This window comes from Halomonas sp. JB37 (genome assembly GCF_002332255.1).
Taxonomy (GTDB): domain Bacteria; phylum Pseudomonadota; class Gammaproteobacteria; order Pseudomonadales; family Halomonadaceae; genus Vreelandella; species Vreelandella casei.
The window spans coordinates 1,939,835-1,966,416 of record NZ_NRGW01000001.1; the positions used below are offsets into that span (position 1 = coordinate 1,939,835).

The 26,582-nt window shown below is 47.9% G+C and carries 24 protein-coding genes and 1 pseudogene; 16 read left to right on the top strand and 9 right to left on the bottom strand.

Annotated features, from left to right (window positions below; genetic code table 11):
- Window positions 1–13 precede the first annotated feature (13 nt).
- Window positions 14–1,081: a 23S rRNA (cytidine(2498)-2'-O)-methyltransferase RlmM gene (gene rlmM, locus CIK78_RS08955; protein ID WP_096279227.1), complete on the top strand. Its 1,068-nt coding sequence runs from the start codon at window positions 14–16 to the stop codon at window positions 1,079–1,081.
- 19 nt (window positions 1,082–1,100) lie between these two features.
- Here the strand turns inward: rlmM and CIK78_RS08960 are convergent, their stop codons facing one another.
- The gene (locus CIK78_RS08960; RefSeq protein WP_096279229.1) at window positions 1,101–1,388 is read right to left on the bottom strand and encodes an antibiotic biosynthesis monooxygenase family protein; all 288 of its coding nucleotides are present in this window, start codon (window positions 1,386–1,388) and stop codon (window positions 1,101–1,103) included.
- Window positions 1,389–1,417: 29 nt separating this feature from the next.
- Here CIK78_RS08960 and tusA point away from each other — a divergent pair, with 29 nt between their 5' ends.
- The gene (gene tusA, locus CIK78_RS08965) at window positions 1,418–1,672 is read left to right on the top strand and encodes a sulfurtransferase TusA (protein ID WP_096279231.1); all 255 of its coding nucleotides are present in this window, start codon (window positions 1,418–1,420) and stop codon (window positions 1,670–1,672) included.
- Between the two features lie 77 nt (window positions 1,673–1,749).
- Here tusA and CIK78_RS08970 read toward each other — a convergent pair whose 3' ends face one another.
- The 3 genes from CIK78_RS08970 to CIK78_RS08980 form a co-directional block, all read right to left on the bottom strand.
- Complete coding sequence (locus tag CIK78_RS08970; RefSeq protein WP_096279233.1) at window positions 1,750–2,445, bottom strand: hypothetical protein; 696 nt, start codon at window positions 2,443–2,445, stop codon at window positions 1,750–1,752.
- 120 nt (window positions 2,446–2,565) lie between these two features.
- Window positions 2,566–3,573: a DUF3080 family protein gene (locus tag CIK78_RS08975; RefSeq protein WP_096279235.1), complete on the bottom strand. Its 1,008-nt coding sequence runs from the start codon at window positions 3,571–3,573 to the stop codon at window positions 2,566–2,568.
- 2 nt (window positions 3,574–3,575) lie between these two features.
- On the bottom strand, window positions 3,576–4,994 hold the full coding sequence (locus tag CIK78_RS08980; RefSeq protein WP_096279237.1) for an MATE family efflux transporter: 1,419 nt from the start codon (window positions 4,992–4,994) through the stop codon (window positions 3,576–3,578).
- A 138-nt stretch (window positions 4,995–5,132) separates the two neighbouring features.
- Here CIK78_RS08980 and CIK78_RS08985 point away from each other — a divergent pair.
- The 8 genes and pseudogenes from CIK78_RS08985 to CIK78_RS09020 form a co-directional block, all read left to right on the top strand.
- A pseudogene (locus CIK78_RS08985) lies at window positions 5,133–5,324 on the top strand (elongation factor P hydroxylase); the annotation flags it as partial.
- Between the two features lie 76 nt (window positions 5,325–5,400).
- Entirely contained in the window at window positions 5,401–6,831 is a 1,431-nt protein-coding gene (locus tag CIK78_RS08990; RefSeq protein ID WP_096279239.1) for a tyrosine-type recombinase/integrase, read from the top strand.
- Window positions 6,824–8,794: a hypothetical protein gene (locus tag CIK78_RS17775; protein ID WP_141393033.1), complete on the top strand. Its 1,971-nt coding sequence runs from the start codon at window positions 6,824–6,826 to the stop codon at window positions 8,792–8,794. The genes CIK78_RS08990 and CIK78_RS17775 overlap by 8 nt, the downstream gene beginning before the upstream one ends.
- A 14-nt stretch (window positions 8,795–8,808) precedes the next feature.
- Window positions 8,809–10,848, top strand: coding sequence for a hypothetical protein (locus CIK78_RS09000; protein WP_141393034.1), 2,040 nt, complete (start codon window positions 8,809–8,811; stop codon window positions 10,846–10,848).
- A complete protein-coding gene (locus tag CIK78_RS09005; protein WP_096279245.1) occupies window positions 10,845–11,270 on the top strand; it encodes a hypothetical protein in 426 nt (141 codons plus the stop codon). The genes CIK78_RS09000 and CIK78_RS09005 overlap by 4 nt, the downstream gene beginning before the upstream one ends.
- A 105-nt stretch (window positions 11,271–11,375) precedes the next feature.
- Window positions 11,376–11,903, top strand: coding sequence for an elongation factor P hydroxylase (locus tag CIK78_RS09010; protein ID WP_096279247.1), 528 nt, complete (start codon window positions 11,376–11,378; stop codon window positions 11,901–11,903).
- Window positions 11,904–12,080: 177 nt separating this feature from the next.
- Window positions 12,081–12,380 carry a hypothetical protein gene (locus CIK78_RS09015; RefSeq protein ID WP_217990281.1) on the top strand — a complete coding sequence of 100 codons (300 nt, stop codon included), beginning with the start codon at window positions 12,081–12,083 and terminating at the stop codon, window positions 12,378–12,380.
- A 10-nt stretch (window positions 12,381–12,390) separates the two neighbouring features.
- The gene (locus tag CIK78_RS09020) at window positions 12,391–12,873 is read left to right on the top strand and encodes a hypothetical protein (RefSeq protein ID WP_096279249.1); all 483 of its coding nucleotides are present in this window, start codon (window positions 12,391–12,393) and stop codon (window positions 12,871–12,873) included.
- Window positions 12,874–13,544: 671 nt separating this feature from the next.
- Here CIK78_RS09020 and CIK78_RS17780 read toward each other — a convergent pair.
- The gene (locus CIK78_RS17780) at window positions 13,545–14,384 is read right to left on the bottom strand and encodes a hypothetical protein (protein ID WP_141393035.1); all 840 of its coding nucleotides are present in this window, start codon (window positions 14,382–14,384) and stop codon (window positions 13,545–13,547) included.
- On the bottom strand, window positions 14,381–16,111 hold the full coding sequence (locus CIK78_RS09035; RefSeq protein ID WP_096279255.1) for a hypothetical protein: 1,731 nt from the start codon (window positions 16,109–16,111) through the stop codon (window positions 14,381–14,383). The genes CIK78_RS17780 and CIK78_RS09035 overlap by 4 nt, the downstream gene beginning before the upstream one ends.
- A 373-nt stretch (window positions 16,112–16,484) precedes the next feature.
- Here CIK78_RS09035 and CIK78_RS09040 point away from each other — a divergent pair, with 373 nt between their 5' ends.
- Complete coding sequence (locus CIK78_RS09040) at window positions 16,485–16,964, top strand: elongation factor P hydroxylase (RefSeq protein ID WP_096279257.1); 480 nt, start codon at window positions 16,485–16,487, stop codon at window positions 16,962–16,964.
- Here the strand turns inward: CIK78_RS09040 and CIK78_RS09045 are convergent.
- Together CIK78_RS09045 and CIK78_RS09050 are read right to left on the bottom strand one after the other, a co-directional pair.
- Window positions 16,961–17,440, bottom strand: a complete 480-nt coding sequence (locus CIK78_RS09045; protein ID WP_096279259.1) for a hypothetical protein — start codon at window positions 17,438–17,440, stop codon at window positions 16,961–16,963. The genes CIK78_RS09040 and CIK78_RS09045 overlap by 4 nt on opposite strands.
- Window positions 17,441–17,444: 4 nt before the next feature.
- On the bottom strand, window positions 17,445–18,305 hold the full coding sequence (locus tag CIK78_RS09050) for a TatD family hydrolase (RefSeq protein ID WP_096282331.1): 861 nt from the start codon (window positions 18,303–18,305) through the stop codon (window positions 17,445–17,447).
- A gap of 224 nt (window positions 18,306–18,529) precedes the next feature.
- On the opposite strand from CIK78_RS09050, the gene CIK78_RS09055 reads away from it, so the two are divergent.
- Genes CIK78_RS09055 through CIK78_RS09075 form a run of 5 tightly spaced genes read left to right on the top strand, consistent with a single transcriptional unit; the run spans window position 18,530 to window position 25,436 of the window.
- Window positions 18,530–19,759, top strand: a complete 1,230-nt coding sequence (locus CIK78_RS09055) for an ABC transporter substrate-binding protein (RefSeq protein WP_096279261.1) — start codon at window positions 18,530–18,532, stop codon at window positions 19,757–19,759.
- 39 nt (window positions 19,760–19,798) lie between these two features.
- Window positions 19,799–21,352, top strand: coding sequence for a fatty acyl-CoA synthetase (locus CIK78_RS09060; RefSeq protein ID WP_096279263.1), 1,554 nt, complete (start codon window positions 19,799–19,801; stop codon window positions 21,350–21,352).
- A gap of 2 nt (window positions 21,353–21,354) precedes the next feature.
- A complete protein-coding gene (locus tag CIK78_RS09065; protein ID WP_096282332.1) occupies window positions 21,355–22,509 on the top strand; it encodes an acyl-CoA dehydrogenase family protein in 1,155 nt (384 codons plus the stop codon).
- Window positions 22,510–22,555: 46 nt separating this feature from the next.
- On the top strand, window positions 22,556–23,743 hold the full coding sequence (bktB, locus tag CIK78_RS09070; protein WP_096279265.1) for a beta-ketothiolase BktB: 1,188 nt from the start codon (window positions 22,556–22,558) through the stop codon (window positions 23,741–23,743).
- 40 nt (window positions 23,744–23,783) lie between these two features.
- Window positions 23,784–25,436 carry a fatty acid--CoA ligase gene (locus tag CIK78_RS09075; RefSeq protein WP_096279267.1) on the top strand — a complete coding sequence of 551 codons (1,653 nt, stop codon included), beginning with the start codon at window positions 23,784–23,786 and terminating at the stop codon, window positions 25,434–25,436.
- 25 nt (window positions 25,437–25,461) lie between these two features.
- Here the strand turns inward: CIK78_RS09075 and CIK78_RS09080 are convergent, their stop codons facing one another.
- Window positions 25,462–26,457, bottom strand: a complete 996-nt coding sequence (locus CIK78_RS09080; protein ID WP_225734492.1) for an AraC family transcriptional regulator — start codon at window positions 26,455–26,457, stop codon at window positions 25,462–25,464.
- Window positions 26,458–26,582 lie beyond the last annotated feature (125 nt).

Consider the following 26,582-nt stretch of genomic DNA (forward strand, 5'->3'; position numbering starts at 1 on the left):
TTGAGGTGAAAGGGTGAGTGAGATAGTACCCACTTCGTGGCTAGTTTACTGTCGTCCTGGGTTTGAGCATGATGCGCTGGCCGAGTTGCAACATCACGCAGAACGGCTCGATGTTTCCTGTGAGGCATCTTACGGAGAAGGGTGGGTAAGCCTAACGCGTATCGATGGCGAACCGGTGAATGATTTGCACCGCCAAGCTGCCTTTAAATCACTGATTTTCGCTCGCCAGAGCCTAGCGGCACTGCCTGCGCTGAGCCTATCGCGTGATGATCGTCTTACCGCTATATTGGAGCAGGTCAAGGCCAGTGGCTGGAACTTCGAAGAAATTTGGCATGAAACGCCGGACACTAACGACGGTAAAGCACTGGCAGGGCTAATCAAGGCGCTTAAAAAGCCATTGGAAAGCTTGCTAAAGAAGCGTGGCGCGTTAAGGCGAAGTGCGGGTGCTAGACGGCTACACATTTTTTGGACCGATGGTGATAAAGCGCAGCTGGCAATGAGCTTTCCGGGTAATCGTAGTGAGCTTGTTAACGGTATTCGTCGGCTGCGTTTTCCTTCGCGTGCGCCTAGTCGCTCAACGTTGAAGCTAGAAGAGGCATGGCACGAATTTATCCCTCGCGAAGAGTGGGAGACGCGTCTTGCGCCGCATATGCAGGCCGCTGATTTAGGCGCTGCACCCGGCGGGTGGACTTGGCAGCTCGTACAGCGCGGCATGTACGTGTATGCGATTGATAATGGCCCAATGGATCCTCAACTGATGGGGACAGGGCAGATTGATCATCTTAAAGAAGATGGTTTTACCTGGGAGCCACCACAGCGTTTAGACTGGTTGGTGTGTGATATTGTCGATAAGCCTGTACGCGTGCTGGCGATGGTTGAGCGCTGGCTAATTCGTAAGTGGTGTAAAGAGGCAATCTTTAACCTCAAACTGCCTATGAAAAAGCGCTGGGGCGAAGTAACGCGCTGCTTAACGACTTTGGAAGACGCGCTGGAAAAAGCGGGTGTCAGTGCTAAGGTAACGTGTCGTCATCTTTACCATGATCGCGAAGAAGTCACTGTGCATGTAAGGCTCAGAAGCTAGTACCGACGGTCTTTCAAGTTTAATAGCCGGGCTCGTAAATACGGATAGTTTCATCTTCGGTTAGTAGCGGTAAAATACGCTGCATAGCCATTGTGCGCGCATCGCTTGAGTGCCACTCTTTCCAAGCACGGATGTCGCGCCACTTAGTAATCATTAAACGGCGATCGGTATGGCCACGCTCTACGAGGGTTTCGCCACCGACAAAGCCCCTTACGCCTAAAGAGACGCGCATGGCTTCCCGTGCCGCTTGTTCATACTCTTCTTCTAGGCCGGGCATAATGCGCCGTTCGATGATGATTTTAATCATACGCTTTGCTTCCTGCATCGAGGATATCAATGGCTGCTAATACGGGTAACTTACCCAGCTATGATGAGTTGTTAGACACCTCTGGACTCTATTGCCCAGAGCCGATTATGTTGATGCATAATAAAGTACGCGATATGTCGCCAGGTCAGGTTCTTAAAGTGGTGGCTACAGACCCAGCGACAACGCGTGACGTGCCTAAATTCTGTCAGTTTCTGGGCCATGAGCTACTTGGGCAAGACGTCTCATCCGAGAGCAGCTACCTTTATTTTATACGCTTAGCATAGCCCCGCTTAAGGCCTTTGAAGCTTGCGAGGCACAGAGCGACTGGCCTCGCTATTAGTGCAACTGTTCAGCATCTGTATCAATCGCTTGCCACGACCATCATGGCGAGAGCATCCAGCGTTGCCGGATCTTCTTCCAATATGCGGTTAGCAATATGGCGTTGGAAAAAATAAACGGTCTGGTGTCGATCCTGTGCGCTGTATAGGCACTTGTCGCCGAGAAGAATGGGTGTCATTAGCGCTTTTTGTTCATCAGCTAACAGCGCGTCAAGACTGCCATCACTGTAAAGCCGCCAGCCGTAAACGGGTTTCATATGCCAGGGCGAGTTTGGGTGATTCATACATAAAGCATGTGTACCAAGTGTATCTGGGATTTGTTGGATAAGGGTGACGTCGCCTGAAGCCTCATAATCGAAGTATTCCGCTGCCGCCATTAGCTCATGAAACTTGTGATCGGGTGGGGAATCGAAAATTTCTTCCGTTTCAGGATCACGATAGCCAACGAAATAGCCATTTTCTTCACTGTTCAGATCTTGGCAGGCGGCTAAGGTTTCCATCCACGGTACTAGACCGATAATGTTGCCGTCCTCTCTTAACCCCCAGGCTAGAATGGGCATGCCGTAATAGGTGTCAGGGTTCGCAGCGAGCTTATACACCATCTCAATGCCATCTAGCTCAGGTGCTAAACGGACTAAGCACTTTTGCGCCTGCTGACGTTGGCGCACGGTTTCCAGGTCGATGACCTGGGCAGAGCGGGGTGACAGGGATGCGCCCATTGTGTCCCTCCTTGTGCTGCGTGGTCATGACAGTGGCGAAGCAGGCTAGCTTGCTGCATTCTTCACCTCTTATATTCACCAATAGCACAAGTTGCTTATAAGGTTAAGGGTTTGGGCAATTTAATTCGTAGTGCAAGCAGCGAAACGTGCTCTTAACGCTTTATGTTCACTGAGTGCCTGTTGAAACTGTTGCCACGGAGCACCTGGGTATTGCAGTGAAAGCCAGCGCACTTGATAACGTTGGACTGCCGCTGGCTTGTCGACCTGCTGCGCATCGATTAACCGATTGATCGCAGTAAGCCACTCATGCGCCGTGTTTGCTAAATCCTCAAGGGGCTGTAAGTTCCAGGGGGTTAGGCAGCGCATGGGAGTATCGCTTTGCTGCGTTAATAGCGTATTTTCTTCGGCTAAGCGTTGAGTGGCGAGTAATAACGCCCGCAAAATTTCAGCCGTCAGTGGCCGCTCTTGCAGCGTTTTTAGATGGTTTTCGAGGACTGATGAGTTTTGCTGCCAGTCGAGGTCAAACTGGTGCACGGTCATTTCCTGTAAATAATCGATAGCCTCGAGATGGCCTGCGATAACCGCTTTATCGACATTGGCTAAAGGCTGGCTTGAGCGCGAAAAGCTTTTTATCCACTCGCTGGAATCAAAGATAGCGTTCCAGCTTACGGCGGATAGCTGTGCCGTTTTTGTTGCCGTTAACTGCTGTAGTCGCTCTTGATCTTCAGGGTTTAACTGGTCGGCAACGTCGCTATGCGAACAGACGCTTAGCCGCTGCCATAGCGTTCGTTCATATAGCCACTGCTGGCTGGGAGGCGCTACGCGGCCAAGCTGATTATTACGTGCCGCGATTAGCGAGGTGATTTGGCATTCACGCAGCGCGTAAACGTTGAGTATGCTGTCCCGCGTTTCAGGAATATCAATAAGGCGATCTTTGCGATCAGGAAACGCGCCAATATTTGCCGGAGCTGCTCTATCTATATCGGTCTTATCTATATCTGCCCGTGCGAGATCAGTTGCAAGCTGCTGATGATAGTCTCGCCACTGCTTTTCAGCGGGGCTGTCGCCACAGCCAGCCAGTAGGGCGCTTAGCGCGAGCGTGACACAAGCATGCGCCCATCGAGCCATGATTACTCCCGAACGCTGATGTGCTGTAGGCGCCAGCCGAGTAGGAGTGCGGCAGTGCTTAAACCAGCAATGAGGCCGATCCAGTAACCGTGAACCCCTAACGGCACAACCATATCACCTACACCATGAGTGCCTAACCAATGGCCGCCCCCTAGGCCGACAATCCAATAAGAGAGCACCGTAATGACCATAACGATACGCGTATCCTTGTAGCCTCTTAGAGCGCCTGCCAGCGTAACCTGAAGAGAGTCGGATAGCTGAAAAATAGCGGCCAATGCAATGATCGATAGCGCGAGGGCCTGTATCTCGTTATTCGACGTATAGAGTGAGATAACGGGCACCGCCGTGAACCAGAGTAGCGTGCTGTTAATAACCGCGATGATCACACTAATGATAACCCCGTTCCAGGCGACTTTTCTGGCAAGCGCCCAGCGCTGCTGCCCCAGCGTGTTACCAACGCGCACGGTTAACGCCATGCTCAGCGACATAGGCAGCATAAACAGAATAGTAGTGAAACTCAGCGCTATTTGATGGGCGCCCACGGTAACCTCACCAAAGCTTGCAATGAATAGCGCAATAAATGTGAATAGCGTTACCTCAACAAAAATAGCCACGCCAATGGGGACGCCCACGACGATGAGTTCGCGAATGCCTGCCCACTGTGGGAGCGTTAGCCCTTGCCAGATAGCTACACTTTTATACGTACGCCCGTGGCGCGTGTAATAAGCCATCGCTAACGCCATCGTCCACATTGAGAACGCCGTCGCTACACCACAGCCAAAGGCGCCTAGCGCGGGTATTTGCTGCAAGATGTCAGGTGTCCAGGAGCCGAATAGCTCAACTAACCCATCGCCACCGTAAATCAGGACATAGTTGGCGGGAATGTTGACGCTCAAGCCTACCAGGCTAATCCACAGTGCCGGGCGAGAATGGTTCATACCATCTGAGAATGCCCTCAGCGCTTGAAAGAGCGCAATTCCAGGCATGCCAAATGCCACGGCAGAGAGATAGGCTGCAGATTCGCGGGCGACGGCGGGTGGCACGTCCATTAATTCAAATATGGGCATCACGACTGACCAAAGCAGCAACGCCGCGACGATGCCTAGCAGTAGGGCGACCCAAAGACCCTGGTGTACTGCTGGGCGAATGGCCGTTTGACGCTGGCCACCGAGTAAATGAGCCACAATCGGCGTCAACCCCATCAAGGTGCCGGTCATAAATAGCATTAGCGGCATCCATAGACTGGAGCCAACCGAGACCGCCGCGAGTGACGTAGCATTATGTCGTCCAGTCATCATGACATCGACAACGCTCATCCCCGCCTGAGCCAACTGAGCACCACAAATGGGCAGTGCCAAAAAGATCAAGGCGCGCGTTTCCGGCCAGTACACTGATTTAACGTGTCGAGTGAAATCGCCCAATGGTTGGCTCCTGGTTGGCGAGTTAAGCTATAAAAAGGCGATAGATTAGCAGGGATCACTAAGCCTTGCCGCCTAGTATTTAGCTGGTGTTCATCCGGCGGGTATAATGCAGCAAATTAAACGACAAATGAGGTCAATGTGAGTTACGCCGAGGAGCGCTGGACCCTTGAAGATATTACCGCGCTATTTGATGGTGTTTTTGGCCAGCGCTATCAAACACGCCTGATTCGAGGAGACGATGAGCCTCTTTATCGCCCCGCGAATAATGAAACACCTTATCACCAGGTGATTTTTGCGCGCGGCTATTTTGCCAGTGCGCTGCATGAAATCCAGGCAACTCTTTAAAAGTTGACATGCTAAGAAACTCATGCTCGCATGGTGTACATCCTTATAGGACACCAAGGGTATGAAAACCACCCTCAATAAATTATTTAGGTCAAAAGCTAGGGTCATTCATCTAAGTCATTTTTATAAAGGCCAATTGATGTGGTCGAAGGTTGAAGACGACCATAAATATGAATACCATTTCTCACGCCTAGAGGGTGTCGGCTATTTTCCAAAGATGCCAGTAATTCTTCAGTCTGATGGATTGCCTTGGGATATCGGGAACGCTTACTTACTGGGACAGCTTGAAAAGCCTAGCCTCTCAAATATGAAAACGCTCACTGCTCGGGCGACTCATCTGAAATACTACCTGCAATACCTCGAAGATACCGGGCAACACTTTCTTGATTTGCCAAAGAAATACTACGAACGTGCACCGCAAAAATTCAGCGTTTTTATGAAGCAGTCTTTAAATAATAATGACTTCAGTGCTGAACATATTAATAACATTCTTTCCACAGTTGCCCATTTTTATACAAACATTCGTTACGAGTCACTCGTGACGGAAGTTAGCCTGAAGAATGAGCCATTCACGCCTATCAGAAAGACGATTATGACGGCTAACCGTGTGGGTTTGGTTCGCAGTGTACAGACGATTACGAATGACCTCCGGATTAAGAGTAGTAGACGTCCAATTCCTCAACATGGAAAGCTCAGAGATGGTGGAAGCTTGCGACCTTTAATGCCCGTAGAGCAAAAAATTATTGGGGAAGGATTTAGAAAAAATTACGCATCAATAGAGCTGGAGTTAATGATTCGAGTTGCTCTTGAAACAGGTGCCAGACAACAAACAGTATGCACGTTGAGTATCGGTTGCATTAAAGAGGCATTTGAAGAGCTAGAGTCATCCTCCTTTATAGATAATGTAGTTATAAAAACAGGCCAACGATACAAAGCAGATACGAAAGGAGGAAGGCCAAACAATCTGATTTTTAGACGCGAGCTTATTAACAACTTAATAACGTATATTTATTGTGAGCGTGCGGAAAAAAGACGAAGCCGAAAAAACAGTTTTTATTCTGAAACAGATGAAAACTATGTATTTTTAACACGTGATGGGAATCCATATTTAACAGCTCAACGAGAAATTGGAGACCGTCAAGACCCGATGGCTGCGTGGAATATTAACGCGCCACTGATGGTGCCGAAGAACGGTCAATCGCTTAGAAATGAGTTGGGACGATTTATTGCACGTATCCAAAAAGATGAGCCCGATTTCAAGATTTTTAGTTTTCATGACCTCAGGGCAACAATGGGAATGAACGTAGTACGACTGCTGAGGGGAAAAGGTTACCCTGATTCTAAGATATTTGATCATGTCAGGCAACGTTTGAATCATAGTGATATTAAAACAACAGAATTGTATTTAAATTTCGATGCAGAGCTAACTGAGTTTAATTATATCCAAGAGGAATTTGGTTCGCTATTTTATCCGGGGGATAATGATGAGTAAGTTATTCACTTCTCGACCTATGGTCGAAATAGACCCTCAAGACCCTCCTAAGTTGTATGCGCCCCAAGCTGTTATTGTTAAAGGGGTTAGGGCCGATGGCTTATTTTATAAGGTAGATATTGGCAGAATCTGTTATTTAGAGAGAGATGAAGTTTCCAGACGTTTGTCAAGGGGGAAGCATCACTCGCTTGGATTGGTTAGTGCTGATTCCCTATCGTCAGAGAGGGTGAATTGGCTAAGGAATTATTTGGATTACGCTTTTCGTAAAGGTTGGCGTGATGAAACTTTGCGGGGAAAGCTTCATTATGTACGATATTTTTTTCAGTTTTGCGATTTTAATGAAGGGGCAAAACCAACTTCATTGACTGATTTGGTAAATGAATATAAAAGATATCATATAGTTCTTTATCAACGAGCGCGCATGAGTGGTGTTTCTGCATTGGGTGGAACAGCATTAAATGGGCGTTTAAATTCCGCTAGAGACTTTATTCAGTGGGGTGCGCAACTGTCGAATAATGAAATTCTTGAATATGTCCCTAAGAATCGACATAGAAAGTTAAATATAGAACCAGAAGTTAGAACTATAAATCTTAAAGATGGACAAGATTATTTGCGCGCGTGTGCCGTCTATTTTAGCCAATTTTCAGATGCTATTCTAGATAATAAATATCCTGTTCGAGTGACTCCGCCAAATTCTACTGATAAGGATCTTTATTGGCATTCGCCAAGAGGGGCTACTTTGAAAGATTTGTCTAATTGTTTCGATGTAAATGGTGCTCCACTTCCTAAGAAAGATATTGGTTATGCTGTCTCAAAGAATTTCAAAAGTAAAAGTGGTTTTCATGGAAAAAGAGGCTTCTATGATAAAACTCTTATTTTTAATAGGTGTGAATGGAGGAGTGGGAGTTTAACTTTTCAAAAGATTTATGCTTACAACTTGAGTGTTTTTTGTTTTTTTCAGATTTATCTTGGGCTTACTGCAGCGAACGTTCAAACTACTCTTGATCTAAAGATATCAGATATTGATTTAAGTGCAATTGGTTCTTCTTCATTCGCTAAAAAGCATAAGTTTCGTGCAGGAAGATCCGTTGAATTTACGGCTTCGAGTAAACTAAAGAAAGAGCTGCTAAGATACCTAAAGCTAAGAGAGTGGGTTGAAGGTTTAGGTCTTTCAGGGGATGTCGGTGATTATCTTTTTGTAAAAATTGGCGAGAATCAGACTTTAAAACGTTTGGAAAGAAGCAGTGGTAATTGGCTTATAAGAGGATCACCGCTGTTTAAAGGTATTCCAATTATTTCATCGAGAGATATTAGACAGCTATCCGGTGAATATTTTATTAGAAAATCACAAGGAAAAATATCCTTGGTGGCCAAAAAATTAAATAATTCAATTGCAACAACTACAAAGTCTTACACATCTATTGACTTGGAATCACAGGCTATTGAGATGAATGACTTCCATGAAGCGGTGAGCTCTAAAGTGAGAAAGTTTGATCGGGCAACAGTAGAGCCCATTTCTGTTAATCTGGCGAGTGATTGTAAGACTGAAAGAATCGCAGCTGGGTCTTGTTCTAACTTAGATGGAGGCACCCCGTTAAGGCGAGAAGGTTTTAATACTGAAGCCCCAGAGCCTTCTTGTGGAACTTTTGAAAGCTGTCTATTTTGTGAGTACTTTGCAATCCATCCCGATTTTCAAGATATCCATAAAATTTTAAGCCTCCGGGAAGCGTTGCGTATAGCATCATTGATCAGAAATGATCCGGAGCATTATGAAGCCGTAGTGAAACCAGCACTTTTAAGAATTGAAGAAATTTTAGCATTTGTTTTAGACAAGAACGAATGCTATGGAGAAGTACTTAGCAAAGTGGAGGAGGAAATTGAAATGGGTAAATATAATCTACACTGGAACAGACAGATACAAGCGCTATTATCTCGATATAACGAATTGTTGATAGAGCATTAATTATGGAGTATTTGATGTCGAGAGATTCTACTGCGAAGGAGATATTTCTAGCTGAAGAAGTATCAAGCGCAACGATCGCAGATGAAATGGTAGTTACCATTGCCAGAGATGGGAATCCTTTGTCAAGATTTAGAGATGATATTTGGGATTATAGTGCTACTAGCACAGCAATGAAAACTCTCAATTTTAAGACAAAAGTTGAGAGTTTTCTTTCTGGTATAGGTACGAATAAGTTCAAACATGGAAATGCTTCTTGTGCAATTAAGTTTCTGAAGACTTTTGCGATTCATTGGATTAATTTTGTCGGTGGATGCTCAATGTCAAAACTTAATGGCGATTTGGTGGCAATGGCGTCTTTAATTTGTTATTGCGCTGATAATAATATTCCGGTTAACAAAGTTTTCTCTACTCCCAATTCAATTGATTTTTTGATTAGCCGTGGGTCGTCAGACAAGCAGGTGGGGATATTACTTGCAAAGATTCAGCGCTTCACAGATACAGCGACTGCTCTCGGTAATAGTTGGTTTTGGGAAGAGTTGACTCCCTCTCTGGAGTTTTTATATCGGTTAAAAATATTTAGAAAGCAGTTCCCGGAAACCGGCGATACGTTTCAGACACTTCTTATTCCATCAAAAATATATCAGTGCTTATTAAAAAGCACGATTGAAGATTTAGACCGATTCATTGACAAAATTGATGCTATCAATTTCATCTTTCAAATGCGAACTCTTGCAAGAGACAAGGCGGTGAGTCTGGACAGAAAGCTTGAAGCTAGTCCACTTACAAGTAAACAAGCCGCGCGTGTAACATTTCAATGGAATAAATTGATTTTAGAGAATGATAGGCTGCGCGTCGCCCTCAAAGAGCTCTTAGATGCGGGTATTTCAAAAAACGAAAGTTGGGCAGGGATCGTTGAGAATTTTGGCCGTTGGCAAATTCGCTGTGCAATTGTGATTGCTGCTTTTACTGGTATGCGCAAGGGCGAATTGTTGTCTATACCACTTAATGGCCTCAAAACTCTAAGTATTGATAATGGAGATATTCCCGTTGTTTGGTCATCTACAACAAAACTTGAGGATAATGGTGTACCTCGTTTTACAAAATGGGTTACTAGTGGTGTAGTCGAATCTGCATTTGAAGTAGCCAGGACTATTGCGAATGGCGCGCTATCTTGGACTGATGACAGATCTTTAGAATATCCTAATGAGCAAGACATACCTTTATTCTTATCAGTGGAGCATGGAAAAAAGGGAAAGCCCCATCCGAGGTTTCGTTATGCAGCAACTTCATTCAATGGAGGTTCTGCCTTTGGAGGACTTTACAAAGATGAACTTCAGATTTCCGATCAAGATGTAGAGGAAGTAAGTTGGTTCTTGTATGGCGAAGATTTACCAAACTGCATTAGCGTGGGTGAAACATGGCCTCTAACATTTCATCAGTTTAGGCGATCAATGGCAGTTTATGCAGCTGCGAGCGGGCGAGTATCATATCCTGTTTTAAAGGCTCAGCTTAAGCACATCAGCATGGTGATGACTGCATATTATTCCAACTCAAGCTCGAGAGCTATAAACATACTAGGGAATGGCCTTGAAGTTAAAGCTTTACGTGCCGAGTGGGCTGAGGCGAAGGCTCGTGCTGAAGCAGATGATCTCTTTCATTTATTAGAAAATGGACTGCCATTAGCTGGTAGCGCGGGGAAAAAATTAAGAACACAACAAACTAAGGGGCAATTGCCAAGCTTTTTAGAGAGTCGTAAGACAACAACGCAGGCTGTCAAAAATGGTAAGATTCGTTACCGCCCTACCTTGGTAGGAGGATGTATGTCACTGAAACCCTGTAATAAAGGAGCAGGCGTTCTGGCTTCCGCATGTATTAGTTGCGAAAATTCCGTGTTTTTACCAGGATCGAAGATAGCCTTGGAACAAACGAAGGAGTTTTATAAGCTGGAGTTAGCAGGTGTAATTCCAAAGCGTGCCCGCCAAGAGTATGAGGAAAATGTAAGGCAAATTGATATCTTCTTGCAGAATTTGGTTGAATCAGTGGAGGTCTCATGAGGATTCACAGCGAAGCAGAACAGCAATATTGGGATGCCCTTGTACGGTTAAAGAGTGGAAAAACTGAGGTGGTTGATACAAGATCAACTCGGTTTAAGTTCACTAAAGATGCTGTGGGCCGTGAAGCTGGGCGAGGTAAGGGCTATGTGCGTTATGAACGTTATCCATCGCTTTGTGATGCTATAGCTGATGCTGAAGCTAATCGTAAAAAAGATGGCTTAGATGCTCCTGGTTTTGCTCATAAAGTTGAGAAGCAAAAAGAGCTCAAAAAAAAAGCAAGAGATGAATACCATAAACTTAAAAAAGAATATGATCTTTTAATGGCTGAATATTTAAACGTTGTTCGGCGCAATTTTGAGCTGGAAACAGGTTTGGTTGAAAGTAATAATCAAAGGCTCGTTCGAGTTCCAAATAAGAAATAGATGATAATGCCTTTGATCTTTGTGGAAGAGTCTCAAATTTCAATGACTTTTTTTTATGCTCTTTTGTCATTAGTCGTTAAATGGTTTGTTCTCAGGGATTTATAAATGTTTGTTAACGATGAAGAATGCTGTCAGTATTTGATAGCCGCATTTGCAGGTATATTCCCCGATCTGAAAATAATAGGGGGAGCTGAGGAGCCGATTTATGTAGCGCCTAAAGACAATGACGCTGCAATAATCTATTTTAGGAGTAATTACCCGAGAAGTTTGCTGCATGAGATTTCTCATTATTGTTTAGCGGGTGATAGACGAAGAAATATAGATGATTTCGGCTTTTGGTATTCTCCATGCGGAAGAACTGCGAAAGAGCAATTGCTATTCGAGGACGCTGAGGCCAGGCCTCAAGGATTAGAGAAAGCCATGTGTGAGATTCTAGGTTTGAAATTTTCACCAAGTTTGGACGATTTTTCAGGGCGTCCCCCCTCGGAGGAGTTTCAGAAAAATTTGAATGTGGCATATCGAGAGATGATCACAAGTCCGCCTCCTACTGCAAAAAAAGCATTATTGGGTATAAAAAACTATGGGGATGCTAAGGGACGTCCTGTCATTATCAGTAATTGTTACGGCATTTAATAAATGGCTGCGATAGTCCAGGCCGTTTTAGGCCACCAAGAGTTTGACCATACAAGGCCATACCTCACCGTAAACCAAGAGACAATACGGCTAGCATGTGAGTTAACCTTGACCTAGTGACGTATGGAGTTTAATGTCTGCCAGGGGTGCTTTTAACGCACCATTTTAGGAATAAATGTGTCTGATCAAATCTCTTATCCCAAGGGTGATCTAAGGCGTATGTTGCTTGTGCTTGGCGTGATAGACACCACCCGAGAGGCCACTTTGGTAAAAATAGCGGCCAGGAGTGGCCTGGACAAGAAAACTGTCTCGAATCTGATCCATCATGCGGCAGAGCAGGCGCACGTCAGCATCGAGAAGTCAGGGCCGGTTTATGCCATTGCTCATTGGGGGCCAATTATTAAGAAATCAGGTGCTAGAATGGTCTTAACAGGCGCATTAAACACACCTGGTATGGTTATATCTAAACACGGCTGAGGAAAACATCATGACACAAAGGGAGAATGCTGGGGGTAGCGAATCCGTAAAGGCGGATGATGTATATACGAAAACTCTCTACGACTTTAGTGAATTGGAAATTATTAAGTTGCTGGGCTGGATGCACGGTGAGTGCTTGTCAGGAAGAGCATCAGACAAAGAGATTCGTGACTTCGTTCTGGGAATCTATAGGACACGTTTCATGGCGGCGGGATATGGTAAGCAACTCTTTCTTAGTCAAGGCGGAGGGCTTGATGAGGCGCTTGAGTTATCAGATGAATTATCTAAGCATAGCCCTATAGCGCAAATGTCTTTTGATGCTAGGGTTCAGTTCTCAGATGTTATCAGTAACCCATTTGATATAATTAAGCCTGAAGCTGAAGAAATGCTTAAATCGGGGGGCTTAATGGCCAACCTTGTAGCTACTGGTAAGCCAGAGATCGCGCAAATCATCTGGAGGGATGCCGCCAAGGGTGTGTTTCATTCCCTGTGAGCACGGCAAATAAATGCAATCGCAATATATGTCGAAAAATACATAGCCTGTCGCAGCAATAGCTATTAATTCTGTCGCATTTAATATTGTGCAGGTTACTATAACTTACGGCTATTAGGTGACCAACGTCGCATAATAGCTGAAAATAAGTCATCTAATTCTTTAATACCTGATGTAATGTTTTATGGCATGACTGCTCCTTAGAGGATGAGCGTATGGGGCTCAATTAGCCAAGTGCGAGGCCCTTTAAGAGAGACAGCAGCGATATCTGAGGCATGCGTACCACTTTGCCTACCTTGGACGAATGCCTCTCTTGCTGTCCTACGGTTTATTCCTTGCTCATAGTTTGTCAAGCGCCGCTGATTAGGAGCCTCCGAACCTCAGTGGCTGGAGGTGGTCTGCCCGCGAAAAAAGGCTGCGAGAATTGGCTCACTCGGCTTTCCATCCATGAAATTGTTAAGCCGAACGGATAAATAGCATCATTATGGAGGCAGCTATTGCCATTACACTACCTTAGGTGAGCTGAGCCCCAACCAAAGAACGGCCTCTAGGTTTTTTTGCAGTGCTTACTCATCTCGTGTGTTCAAGTGAAAAAACAGCTAATGGGCTCAGTCTCGTATGCAGGCAGAATAGTTGCAGATTAAATCCCCCCAATCTACTGCTTACTATGTCTATATATTTAAAAGGTCATATCTTTCTTTCACTTCCGAAAGACATTTTGCCCTAGTTATTGAAGATTTTCCTTGCCGTGTACCATGCAACTTACGGCAAAAATAAATTTTCCAAATTTTATTGAATATTTTATCTTCTATGCTAGGATCCCAGTCCAATTTTTTTCGCCATTCAATTGCCCACCTCCGGCACATTTCATCAAAAAGCTCGCGATTAAAAGTAAGTACTAAACTGTCAATTGCCTCTATAGATTTTTGCAATGTTGCAAATCCTACAGCAATCCTGACTGGCTTTTTGTAATTTTTTGCTCCAATCTGAACTGCATTTCTCCCTGGCAAAATGCCAGCGTTATGTACGATACCATGGCGCAAATGGCAAACAAGATCGTATTGTTCAAGGGGGCCTTTGAAGCTAGAGTCTTTGAGTTCGAACCTAAGGTAGCCTTTCGCAGCCTTTTTAATGTCATCTTTCGAGCAAAAGGTAAGATGTTCGAATGCACTTCTTCGAAACTCAGCATGCCCATGCCACAATACGCCACCTAAATTTATTTGCTTTTCAGCGGCGTTTTCGCGAGAAATTGGGCACGCTTCCAAAGTAAGCGATAATATAGAGCGAAAATATGCTTCCGCAGCGGAAACAGCTCCAAGTAATAGTAACCCTCCAAGATGCTCGTTCTCTTGAAGTTTTTCTTCAGTGCCATAGGCAAGCAAACTTCTAGAGTAATCGACATACGCATCAATCGGACAAGGAAGATCAATTTCAACCAAAAAGGAATGATCCGATCCCATGCTGTTAGATGAAGGAGCTTCATTTACATAATCCGAGATTGAGAGCGTCACGAAACATACTCCTCAGCGTGCCCTACAATCGCTTGCGCCCGTGCTTTACCTATATATGAAATTCCAAGCAATGTTTCTCGATTAGCATCTGTAAGAATATCTCGAATTCTACGAATTTGTGAATGCTCCTTAATTCTTTTCTCTAGCCTTTTTGAGATTGGAAGAACTGATATGTCCCGTTTTACAAGCTCCTCATAGGCTGAGGACGGCTTTAGCTTTGCCCCACAATTGGAACAGAACCTTGCCTCTGGATTGCTTCTCGGAGTTGAGCAAGCATGACAAAGCGGCAGTGCAAGTGTGAAATCTTCGGATACGAGTCCTGCCTTCTCGAAAATAGAGGTGGATGTCAATCTCGGCCAAGCTTGGTGCTTTGGCGCCCTGATAACTTTAAGAAATGAGCTAACTGATTTTGTTCGACTTCCTACAATAATATTTTCCGTAGTTAGATCACCAATGTGAACGTGATAATGTTGAAATGCTCCCTTTTCACCCTTGAGGATTGAACCGGAAGACATAATCAGTCCCGAGTATTGAAGAAATCCGAACACTTTTTCCAAATCTGCATTAATCGGTGTTTTTACAGCAAATTGCAGCGCCTGCTTTTCAAGCGGCTTTCCCTTATTAAAATCTCTTATCTGAGCAAGTATTGCTTGATAAGCCCTAGATCCATTTTCGACATAGCTTTCATAAGAGGGTAATTTTGCGGTAAGTGAATCGTAGACACCATGCGACATATCTCTTCCAATACGAGATAGGCGCAGCAATTTTGATTTATTCAGACCGCCGTTAGTATTAATGTATGTATCTGGAGTGTTAAATACAGATCGTAGCATTCCTAAAAATCCTCTAGGGATTCCGAATGCAGCATATGCAAGCAGTATTATGTCTTCCTCGTTTCCTGAAATAAAATCTAAATCAGCGCCCTCAAATCTCTTGCTAGCCAACGAAACCATGAAGGCTTCATACTCTTTACCAGATGGCTTAATCCACGCATCAATTTGTTCCGCGTCGTGTCCAACGTGAAAATTAGCCGAATTTGAGGTTATACCGGGATATATTGCTGCCTTTGGAGAAATAGTTCTCGATTTTATTGCACGAAAGAAGTCAAAAAAATCTTCTTGCTGCTTCTCTGAGAATGAATGAGCGGCATCATCTATAAGAATTACACAGCGCTTAAGTTCGTTCCTTGAAATCAATTCCTCAATATGCTCTGTTAAGAATGTTAATGTGAATTTATCTATTTGATCCGCACTTGCGCTGCTCGCCTCCAGTGAGTTAATAGCCTTTGAAATAAACTCTTTTGGAGGAAAGGATTCTGGGGCAACCAGATTGCCATGCTCCTCCATAGCCTCCCATATAGATAAAAGAATTTTCGCAATAAGCCAAGACCGAAACCAATACGATGCATTAGGCCCATTTACGTAATAAGGCTCTAATTTTAAAGTGAGCTTGAAGTTCACATAAACTGGTAATGTCTTGTCTGCACTTTCCTCAATAAGGCGGTAATACGCCTTCTTCATAAGTGTGCTTTTGCCGCAACCGCGAGGGCCTATCAAAAGCTTTGCTCCACCACCCATGAGCTTCTTTAAAATTTCCGTTTCATTAGGGTGCTCTGCAGCTAACTTTTGAAACTTTGCACGGTCGATGTATTCCGCTTGTTCGATGAAATTTTCCTCAAGCGGTAATTCTTCTTCTATTTCTAAATTAAAATTAGCGGTAGTGGCCATAATAGTTGTATCCTTGCATGTTTAACTCCAACTTAATTGACCGGTGGAGACTGTTGTCGTTTTTTCTTTTTTAGTATGAATTATCTGCTTTTAAGTCTGCCAGCTACCTGGGAGCCGTGCAAAACAATTATTTGGGAATCGTTTTCATTGGCACAGATACAGAACCTTCCTATTAAAAGGTGCGGTTTATCCGTTCGATTTAACAGCTTATTCACGGATAGAAGGGCCGAGCGACCCAATTCTCTCAGCTTTTTGCGGGCAGACCATCTCCAAGCACTGAGGTTTGGAGGCTCCTCAATAGCAGCGTTTGGTAAACATAGGGAAAATGTACAAAAAGAGAATTTTATAGCAATTTTGTACATTTTTCTAAGACATGCTGCTTTTTAATTGGAATTTAAAATTATATTTTAAATCAGAATGTTATGTATGTACATTTGTTGCTAAGAGATTGCTAGAAATGAGCCATTGGTGTATTGCTGGCTCGCAGCGGCGCCTGCAAGAAGATTACGGCTACTGGTACTGTCCTGATGGACGTAATGCCGAGCAGCAGGCATTGTTCGAGCGGGCTGAAATTGTGCCACAGGCGCTCGAATCAATATTTACTCATGCCTGCGGCCGCCCGTTTAATATCAGTGTCGATAATCTCGGTGGCGATGTTGAGGTCGATAGAAGTGCATTTACGGCGCGCGTTGTATCTCGCGCGCAAGGCTACTTGAAAGAAGGGCTGCCTGTACGCGCTAACGCTTTCCTGGTGGCCATTAACTGCTTTTACTCTCACCAGAAAGCGCTAGCGGACGCCATCGCCGAAGGGCAGGCTGTGTTAGATCAATTAGACGTGACGGCCAGCGCTTAATCGTCGTCTGTTAGGCGCTGATGCATCGACAGCATGACCTCGAGCTCATGTTCTGGCCGCATCGGTTCCAGACCCAGTTCGCTAAAGGTTTCCCGGCGCTGGCGATGCCATTCGCTAGGAGTGATCGATGGGTAGAGTACCGAGGCGGGGGCAAGCTCAACAAAAGGGTCTAGCCCATAGGTGTCGAATAGACGCGCAAGCGCCGCTTCGTCTTCTCCGTTGTCACTGGTATATAGCGTGGCGGAAAAGTGATCGGTCTCTAGCTCGCGAATCACCTCAAGCGGGCTTACGCCGAGGCTTTCCAGTTCTTCCATGCTGTAGGCGCCCAAGGCATTCGTGTCTTCTTTAATCCAGCTGTCATCCGGCTGAATCAACGTTTGCTTTACACGACCATCGGGTAGTGACCAAGCAATGGCTAGCGGTAGGCCATCGTCTTCACCTGTTTCAATGGCTATAAATCCTGGATAATCAGACACGCTATTACTCCTCTAGGGGCGTCGTAGGAAGGCGGAAAAATCGCTGTGCGGTTTGGGTCGTGGCTGCGCCTAATGCTGCATCGCTGATGCCGTACCACTGGGCAATCTCGCGCGCTATCCACGGCAGCAGTGCGGGCTCATGTCGACGGCCTTTTAATTTCGCCGGCAGATTGCGGGGCAGCAAGTAGGGGCAGTCCGTTTCCACCATCAACCGTGTCAGCGGTATATCGCTAACCAACGAGCGCAGGTGATGTCCGCGTCGCTCATCGCAGATCCAGCCGGTTAAACCTATATGTAAGTCTAGGTCGAGATAGCCAAAAAGCGTATCGCGATCGGCCGTAAAGCAGTGCACCACCGCTTGGCTGATGTCGTCTCGCCATGCATGCAATATTTCGCGCATCCGTTGACCCGCATCCCGCTCATGTAAAAAGAGCGGTAAACCGCTTTCAACGGCGAGTGCCAACTGAGCCTCAAAGGCACGCTCCTGCTGCTGAGGCGTCGAAAAATTACGATTGAAATCCAGCCCGCACTCACCCACTGCGACCACTTCTGGCATGGCATGTAACGCCGCCATCGAGCGCGACAGGTCGTCATTCCAGTGACTGGCATCATGGGGATGTACGCCTGCCGTCGCGTATAACCCAGAATATTGTTTGGCGAGTGCAACGGCCTGTTCAGCATGGGCGAGATCAGTGCCGGTCACGATCATAGTCGTTACCTGCGCCGCCTGGGCACGCTCGATCACTGCCTCAAGATCGCGACCAAAGCTTTCATGAGTCAGGTTTGCACCAATATCTATTAAAGGAGCGCTAGGGCGAAACTGTAGTGCTTCGGGTAAAAACGCATCAGTGTCAGCAGTAGCCAAACGTTGCTCCTTAGCCAGATAGAAAACCTCCATTGTAACGGTATGCGCGTACATCGACTAATGCTCTGTTGATAGTGGTCAGTGCGCACGAATGGCACGAATTGCAAAAAACTTGGCTTGTTAGGTAAACAGCAACGGGGTATTTGCGGCTAGGATGAAGTGAGGGTATTACCGGCGATTCTGCGGCCATTGATTTAATAACAACAATAGAGAGTCTAATAACCATGCCAATATCTCACCGCTTTGCTGTCTCCACGCTCGCCATTGGTATTCTACTGGCTAGCAGTGCCTCCCTGGCTGTTGCTGCTGAAGGTGTTTCTGATAATGAAATACGGATCGGCTATTTAGCTGATATGTCAGGCGTTTACCGCGACCCTATTGGCCCGCTAGGCGAAGATGCCATCATGATGGCGATTGAAGATATCGGCGGAAGCGTTAACGGCGCCAATATCGTGGTATTTAGTGCCGATGATCGCAATAGCCCAGACGTTGGCTCAAGCGTAGTGCGTGAATGGATCGACGAACGTAATGTCGATATGGTCACCGGGCTGGTGGCATCATCTGTCACGCTCGCTGCGGTAGGTTTATTAGAAGAAGCCGACAAGCTTGGGCTGGTCAATGGTGCCGTGTCGTCAGCTATTACTAACGAACACTGCTCGCCTAATCATATTCATTGGGTATACGACACATGGGCGATGTCCAATGGCACTGCAAAAGCCATTACCGACGAGGGCCATAAAAAGTGGTACCTGCTGAGTGCCGATTACTCGTTTGGCCATGCGCTAGAGGCTGATGTCACAAGAGTCGTCACAGAAAATGGCGGCACCATTGTGGGCAGCGCTCGGCACCCGTTCCCCAATAGTGATTTCTCTTCTTTTATGCTCCAGGCTCAGGCCTCGGGTGCGGATGTTATTGCGTTAAACAACGCTGGCGGCGACACGATTAACGCCGTGCAGACAGCGGGGGAGTTCGGCATTACCCAGGCAGGCCAGATTTTAGCCGGAATGGTGCTGTTTAGTACCGATGTGCGCAGTATTGGGCTAGAGAATGCACAGGGCTTACAGTTTACCAAAGCGTGGTATTACGATTTAAACGACGAGACACGCGCCTGGGCTGAACGCTTTCGCGAACGCACGGGCAGTATGCCAACGATGGTTCATGCAGGGCTTTACTCCAGCACTCGCCATTATCTTGAGGCCATTGCAGCAACGGGCACGGACGATACACAGACCGTGCGTCAGCAAATGGCTGATACGCCCATCAACGACATCTTTGCTACCAATGGCTACATCCGTGAGGATGGCCGCATGGTGCATGACATGTATCTAGTCGAAGTTAAGACGCCTGAAGAGTCGCAGGATGAGGATGATCTTTTCCATATCATTCGTACCATTCCTGCAGAAGAAGCCTTCCGGCCGCTTTCAGAAAGTGTTTGCCCACTGGTCACGAGCTAAAGCGTTGCCCATTAACGGCCACCCACTTGAGGATTTAGCATGTCTGAACCGTCTATTATTCAGCAAAATAGTATTGGGGCTGCTTTAAGTCGCAGCGCTCGAAAGTATCCGCATCAGTTGGCACTGGTATTTGGTGAACGTGAGTGGCGCTATCTTGAGCTCAGTCAAGCCGCCAATCGGGTGGCTAATGGCTTGCTGGCAGCAGGCCTCGTACCAGGTGATAGATTGGCCGTTTATGGCAAAAACTCTGACGCATATGTGATTGCTTGGTTGGCAGCTACCAAGGCAGGTTTAGTGCATGTGCCTATTAACTTTGCGCTAAGCAGCGAGGAGTTGCGCTACATTCTTGAACAGTCGGGTGCCATGGGCTTGCTGAGTGATATAAGTCTTGCTAGCAAAGTGAATGCCGCGACAGAGGGGTTGAATTTGGCCCTGATGGGAACGCTACACGCTGAGCAGGAGAGTACTGCCGGCAGTTTTGATGTGCTAAGGCATGCGAGATCAGCAGCACTTAGCCAAGAGCCAGACGCTGCAGTCGATGGCGCCAGTCTCGCTCAACTACTTTATACCTCGGGCACCACCGCGGCGCCCAAAGCCGCCATGATGACGCATCAAGCATTAATGGCCGAATACATGGCCTGCATGGTCGAGCTGGATATTAAGAGCAATGACGCCATGCTCGCCGCGTTGCCGCTTTACCATTCAGCGCAAATGCACGTTTTTCTAATGCCCGCGCTGTTATTGGGCGCTACCGTCTATTTGCTTGAAGCGCCGCTTCCTGAGCTATGTTTAAGCGCCATGTCTAACCACAAGGTCGCATCTTTTTTTGCCCCGCCAACGGTCTGGATCAGCTTGCTACGCCATGCTGAATTTGACCGCTTTGACTTAAGTGCCCTCAACAAAGCGTATTACGGTGCCTCGATTATGCCGGTGCCGGTACTGGAGGAGCTGCAGCAGCGCATACCGGGCGTAGGGCTATACAACTGCTATGGGCAGAGCGAAATTGCCCCGTTAGCCACCGTTCTGCGTCCTGAAGAGCATGCCGCGAGGCCTGCTTCCGCCGGGCGGCCCATATTGACGGTGGAGACGCGCATCGTCGACCTAGACATGAATGACGTACCTTCCGGCGAGCATGGAGAGATTGTCCATCGCTCACCGCAGCTTATGAAAGGGTACTGGGACAAAGCAGCGATGACAGAAGAAGCCTTCCTGGGAGACTGGTTTCATTCTGGCGACGTGGGTTACTTCGATGAGGCAGGCTATCTTTATGTCGTCGATCGCATTAAGGATGTGATCAATACCGGTGGCGTACTGGTGGCCAGTCGTGAAGTAGAGGAGGGGCTCTTTAAGCACCCTGCGGTATCGGAAGTTGCTGTCATCGGTCAGCCGGATGAGAAGTGGATTGAAGCTATCACCGCCGTGGTGGTTCTAAAAGAAGGCCAGTTGGTCAGCGAGGAAGCGCTGATTCATCACGCCAAAACGTTAATGGCGCCTTATAAAGTGCCTAAGCACATTGTCTTTACCGATGCGTTACCCAAGAGCACCGCTGGAAAAATCCTCAAGCGCCATCTACGTCAAGAGCTTAAGCCATGAGCGTGGACCAGGAAGCAAGCGCGCTGTTCTACAGCATGATTAAGCGCTGTCTCACGAAAGAAGTGGCACCGTTTTACGATCAGTGGGAGGCCTCAGGCGAAATCCCCCGTTCGTTGTGGCATGCGTTAGGCGCTGCAGGCTTGTTGGGTATTGATCTAGATGAACAAAACGGTGGGTCAGAGGCCGATATTGCGATTACCCAGCTCGTGCTGGAAGAGCTTTCTCGCCAAGGATTTGGTGGCTTAGCCAGCGCTTATAATATTCACGCCAATATCGTCATGCCTTATGTGCAAACGCTAGGGACGGCCTCACAGCGCGAGCAGTGGCTGCCAGCCATGGCCCGTGGCGAAATTCTCGGTGCCATTGCCATGACCGAGCCCCATGCCGGTAGCGATCTGGCATCAATGAACACTCGCGCGAAGCGCACTAATGAAGGCTGGGAGTTAAGCGGCAGCAAAATTTTTATCACCAACGGCCAGTTTGCCGACGTGGTGATTGTGTGTGCCAAGACGGATCCTAGCGCTGGCGCAAAAGGCGTTTCTCTGTTTTTAGTCGATACTCATTTGTCGGGCTTTGCACGGGGCAAACCGATCAAAAAAATCGGCCAGCACGCCAGCGACACCGCCGAGCTTAGCTTTGATCATATTCAGTTGCCTCATGATGCTTTGCTGGGCGAAGAGGGCGCCGGTTTTCGCTACTTAATGCAGGAGCTGCCGCGCGAACGTCTCGGCGTTGGCGCTCAGGCCTTGGGCGCAGTAGAAGGCGCGTTAGCGCTTACCTTAGCGTATGTGGAGCAGCGCCAAGCATTCGGGCAACGCGTGGCTGATTTTCAAAATACTCGTTTTGTCCTGGCTGATATAAAGGCCCAGCTAGACGTCGCACGCGCCTACTTCGAGCACTGCCTCGAAAAATACCGCCAAAGGACGATGAGCAGCACCGATGCCGCGATTTTAAAACTGCAGCTAAGTGAGCTGCAGTGCCGAGCGGTGGACCGTTGCCTGCAGCTGTTTGGCGGCTACGGTTATACGGAGGAATATCCTATATCACGCTTTTATCGAGACGCACGAGTGCAGACTATTTATGCCGGTAGCTCAGAGATCATGAAAGAGGTCATTGCACGCTCGCTGCTTGGCAAAGTGGATTCATCGAGTCGCTAATAAAGCGTTGCTAAGAATCAGTTAGTTAAGACATGAGAAAATATCTATGCGGTTGGATGATGTCGTGATCTTAGCGGGTGCGCGCACCGCTATTGGCAGTTTTGGCGGGTCGCTCTCAAGCATGGCGCCGTTTGAATTGGGGGCGATAACCGCGAAAGAGGCATTACGGGGCTCTGGTGTTGAGGCTGGTGATATTGACCATTCTGTTTTCGGCCACATTATTACCACAGGCCCTCAAGATGCCTATTTGGCGCGGCATATTGCGCTGAACGCTGGCGTGCCCAAGGAAGCCGGTGCCTTCAACGTTAACCGACTGTGTGGATCGGGTGTTCAGGCCGTGGTGTCTGCCGCACAGCAGATCGTTTTAGGCGATAGTCGTTTGGCGTTAGCGGGCGGTGCTGAATCCATGTCTCGCGGGGCCTATATGTTACCGCCTCCGGCGCGCAACGGTGTGCGTATGGGCGATATGGGCATCCAGGACTTAACCTTGGGCATACTTAGCGATCCTTTTGGTAGCGGCCATATGGGATGCACCGCAGAAAACATCGCTAAAAAGTATGGATTTACCCGTGAACAGTTGGATCAATTTGCTCTTGAAAGCCACCAAAAGGCGGCTTGGGCAATAGCGGAAGGTCGCTTTGATGCTCAAATTGTACCGATAGAAATAAGCCAAGATAAGCAGACGGTGCGTTTCTGTCAGGATGAACACGTGCGCGAAGGTCTCCAGCTAGGCGATTTAACGCGGCTGAAGTCGGCCTTTCAAAAGGACGGTGTGGTGACCGCAGGCAACGCGTCAGGCATTAATGACGGCGCAGCAACTCTTGTCCTTGCTCACAGAGATGAAGCGAAACGGCGCGGACTGGTGCCCCGGGCACGCCTACGGGTAGCTACGATGGCGGGTGTTGAGCCATCGCTTATGGGCTTAGGGCCGATTCCCGCGGTTAAGCGCTGCCTGCAGCAGGCAAGTCTTAGTATTCATGATATTGATGTGATTGAATCAAACGAGGCCTTTGCTGCTCAAGCAATGGCGGTAGCGCAGACGCTAGGCTTTCCACTGGAAAAGCTCAACCCTAACGGTGGGGCGGTTGCGCTAGGCCATCCAGTGGGCGCGACGGGGGCTATTTTGATTCTCAAAGCGCTGCATGAATTAGAGCGTATTAACGGTCGCTACGGCTTGATCACGCTGTGTATTGGCGGCGGTCAAGGTATTGCGCTGCTTATTGAGCGCTGCTAAAGAAGCTCGCCGCAACAAGAACAAGCGAAAAGGAGTTTTAATGTCCACGATCACACCAAAAATGTTACCGGCAACGGCGTCGGCCACCAATCCATCTCTAATGATTGGCGACTTGCTGGACGCGGGTGTTCGCATGGCCGGCGATAATCAAATCGTATATCGAGACCAAAGCCGCCACGATTACGGGCGTTTTCGCGAGCGAGTCCATCAACTGGCCCACGTGCTGACTGCCCAGGGTGTTAAAGCGGGTGATGTGGTGGCCGTGTTAGATTGGGATAGCCATCGTTATCTGGAGTGTTTTTTTGCGATTCCAATGATTGGCGCAGTGCTGCATACGGTCAATGTACGCTTGGCGCCGGAGCAAGTTCTTTACACCATGGAGCACGCCGAAGACGCTTTTGTTATCCTGCATGAAGAGTTCATATCGCTGATTGAGCCGCTGGCCGATAAACTTCCCTTAGTACGTGGCTACCTGCTGTGCCAAGACGCGTCACAGGCTCTTAATACCACTCTTCCTGTTGTTGGTGAGTTCGAATCGCTGTTAAGTGAGCAGCCCACTGACTATGCATTCCCTCGCTTTGATGAAAACGCCGTGGCGACCTTGTTTTACACGACGGGCACCACGGGCAACCCTAAAGGGGTTTTCTTTACCCATCGCCAATTGGTATTACATACCTTAAGCGAGGCGAGTGCGTTCCAAGCGCCAGGTTTTGAGCTGTTGAATCGAGACAAGGTATATATGCCTATTACACCCATGTTTCACGTGCATGCCTGGGGCGTGCCTTATACGGCTACGCTGATGGGGGCTACCCAGGTCTACCCGGGGCGATATGAGCCAGAAATGCTGGTGAAACTGCTGGTCAGCGAAAAGGTCGATTTTTCACACTGTGTACCGACGCTATTAAACATGGTGGTTAGCGCTGAGGCGGTTGCCTCAAAACAGATTGATCTCACTGGTTGGAAGGTGCTGGTGGGTGGCAGTGCGCTAACGCAATCGTTGGCAAGCAAGGCCTGGGAACTTGGGATTGATACGCGCAGCGCCTATGGCATGTCGGAAACCTGTCCACTGCTGACCGCCGGGATTTTGCCCCAGGATATCGCCACCGCCGATTTTGCGACCCAACTGCCCTGGCGCTGTAAAGCGGGGCTGCCCATTCCTTTGGTTAGGCTGCAGGTTGTTGATTCCAACGATGAGCCGCTACAGCAGGATGGTAAAAGCATCGGCGAAGTGCGCGTCCAGGCGCCTTGGTTGACTCAAGCCTATTTTAAAGAAGAGGCGCGCAGCACCGAGCTATGGCGCGATGGTTGGCTTCACACCGGAGATGTAGGTTCTCTCGATGAACGTGGCTTTCTAACCATTAGCGATCGTATCAAAGATGTTATTAAAACGGGGGGCGAGTGGCTCTCATCGTTAGAGCTTGAAAGTTATATCAGTCAGTGTCCGGGGATTGCCGAAGTGGCCGTGATCGGCGTCGCCGATGACAAGTGGGGAGAGCGTCCGGCTGCATTGGCTGTAGCCGTCGACGCTAACAACCCGCCGACGGTGGCAGATGTACAGGCATTTCTAGAGCAGTTTGTCACCCAGGGAAAACTCAGACGCTGGGCCATTCCGAGCATGATCCGTTTCGTCGATGAAATCCCCAAGACCAGCGTGGGTAAGCTGGATAAAAAACGTATTCGTAGCGAAGTCTAGAGTGTCTAAAGTACCTGTCGCGCGATCAGTGAAGGTTGCCCGCCGTGCGAGCTTTGCGGTAAGCGGCGGGCGAATTGCCTGTCCAGGTTTTAAACGCGCGGCTAAAGCAGGCCAAGTCTTCAAAGCTTAATGCTTCGGCAATACTGATGAGTGGCTTTTGACTGCAGGTAAGCGCCTGAACGGCGTAGTCGCGCCGGTACTCATCCTTAACGGCCTGAAAGTGAGTGCCTTCCTGCTTCAAATGCCGAGCTAATGTGCGCGCCGACATGTGTAGGGCGTCGGCGACGCTGTGCACCGTGCCGGCATTGATAAGATCGCGCGCTAGGTGCTCACGTACACGGTGCGCCAGTAGGCGGTCCGCAAATGAGACGTAAAACCAATCTGCCGGGGCGCGCTTTAAAAAGGCGCCCAGGTGTTTTTTGGTTTGGCGTATAGGATGTTCAAGCCATCCTCGATCAATATAAATCGCGGTTTGAGGCTGCTCAAAGCGAACCGTACCTGGGTGGAAGTACAGATAATCAGCACTGTGTGGCGGCAGGATGTAGGCACACTCCATTAAAATCGGCGGTATTTTACGTGCAATCATCCATGATGCTATACCGTGAAAGAGCTTGAGCATCAGCTCATGAATTAAGGTTCTGCTCCCCGCCAAGGGCGCGTGCTCGACCAGGGCCATGCGGGCTAGGTCTCCTTCCAGCGTAAACACGTAGCCAAAGTCATCAAGCAAAATGCGGAAGAACTGCGTGTAGCGATGCAGCGCCACCTGTAGATTGGGCGCATCCAGCATCGTTAAGCACAGCAGCTTTAATGTGCCGCCGCGCAGCGGGCGGGCAAAAAAGCCGGGCGTTTCGTCGTCTAGTTCATGCACCAATAAGCGGTAAAGCTCGGCAAACTGCTCAACCGTTACTCGGCCATGTGGTGCTGCGAGTAAAAAGGGCGAGATCCCTGCCCGTTCAAGATAGCGAGTAGGCGGGGTTACGGTGATCGGTAAGCCTTTAAATAGCTCATTTACAAAATGCATCGAGACGGTAACCGTCACTGGCGGGCTGCCTATAGAAAAAGTCTTATCGACGAATTGTTGTTGTACATTGGCAAAACGTTACCACGCTGCCAGTTTTCGCTCCATAGGTTCCACCCCCTCGGCGC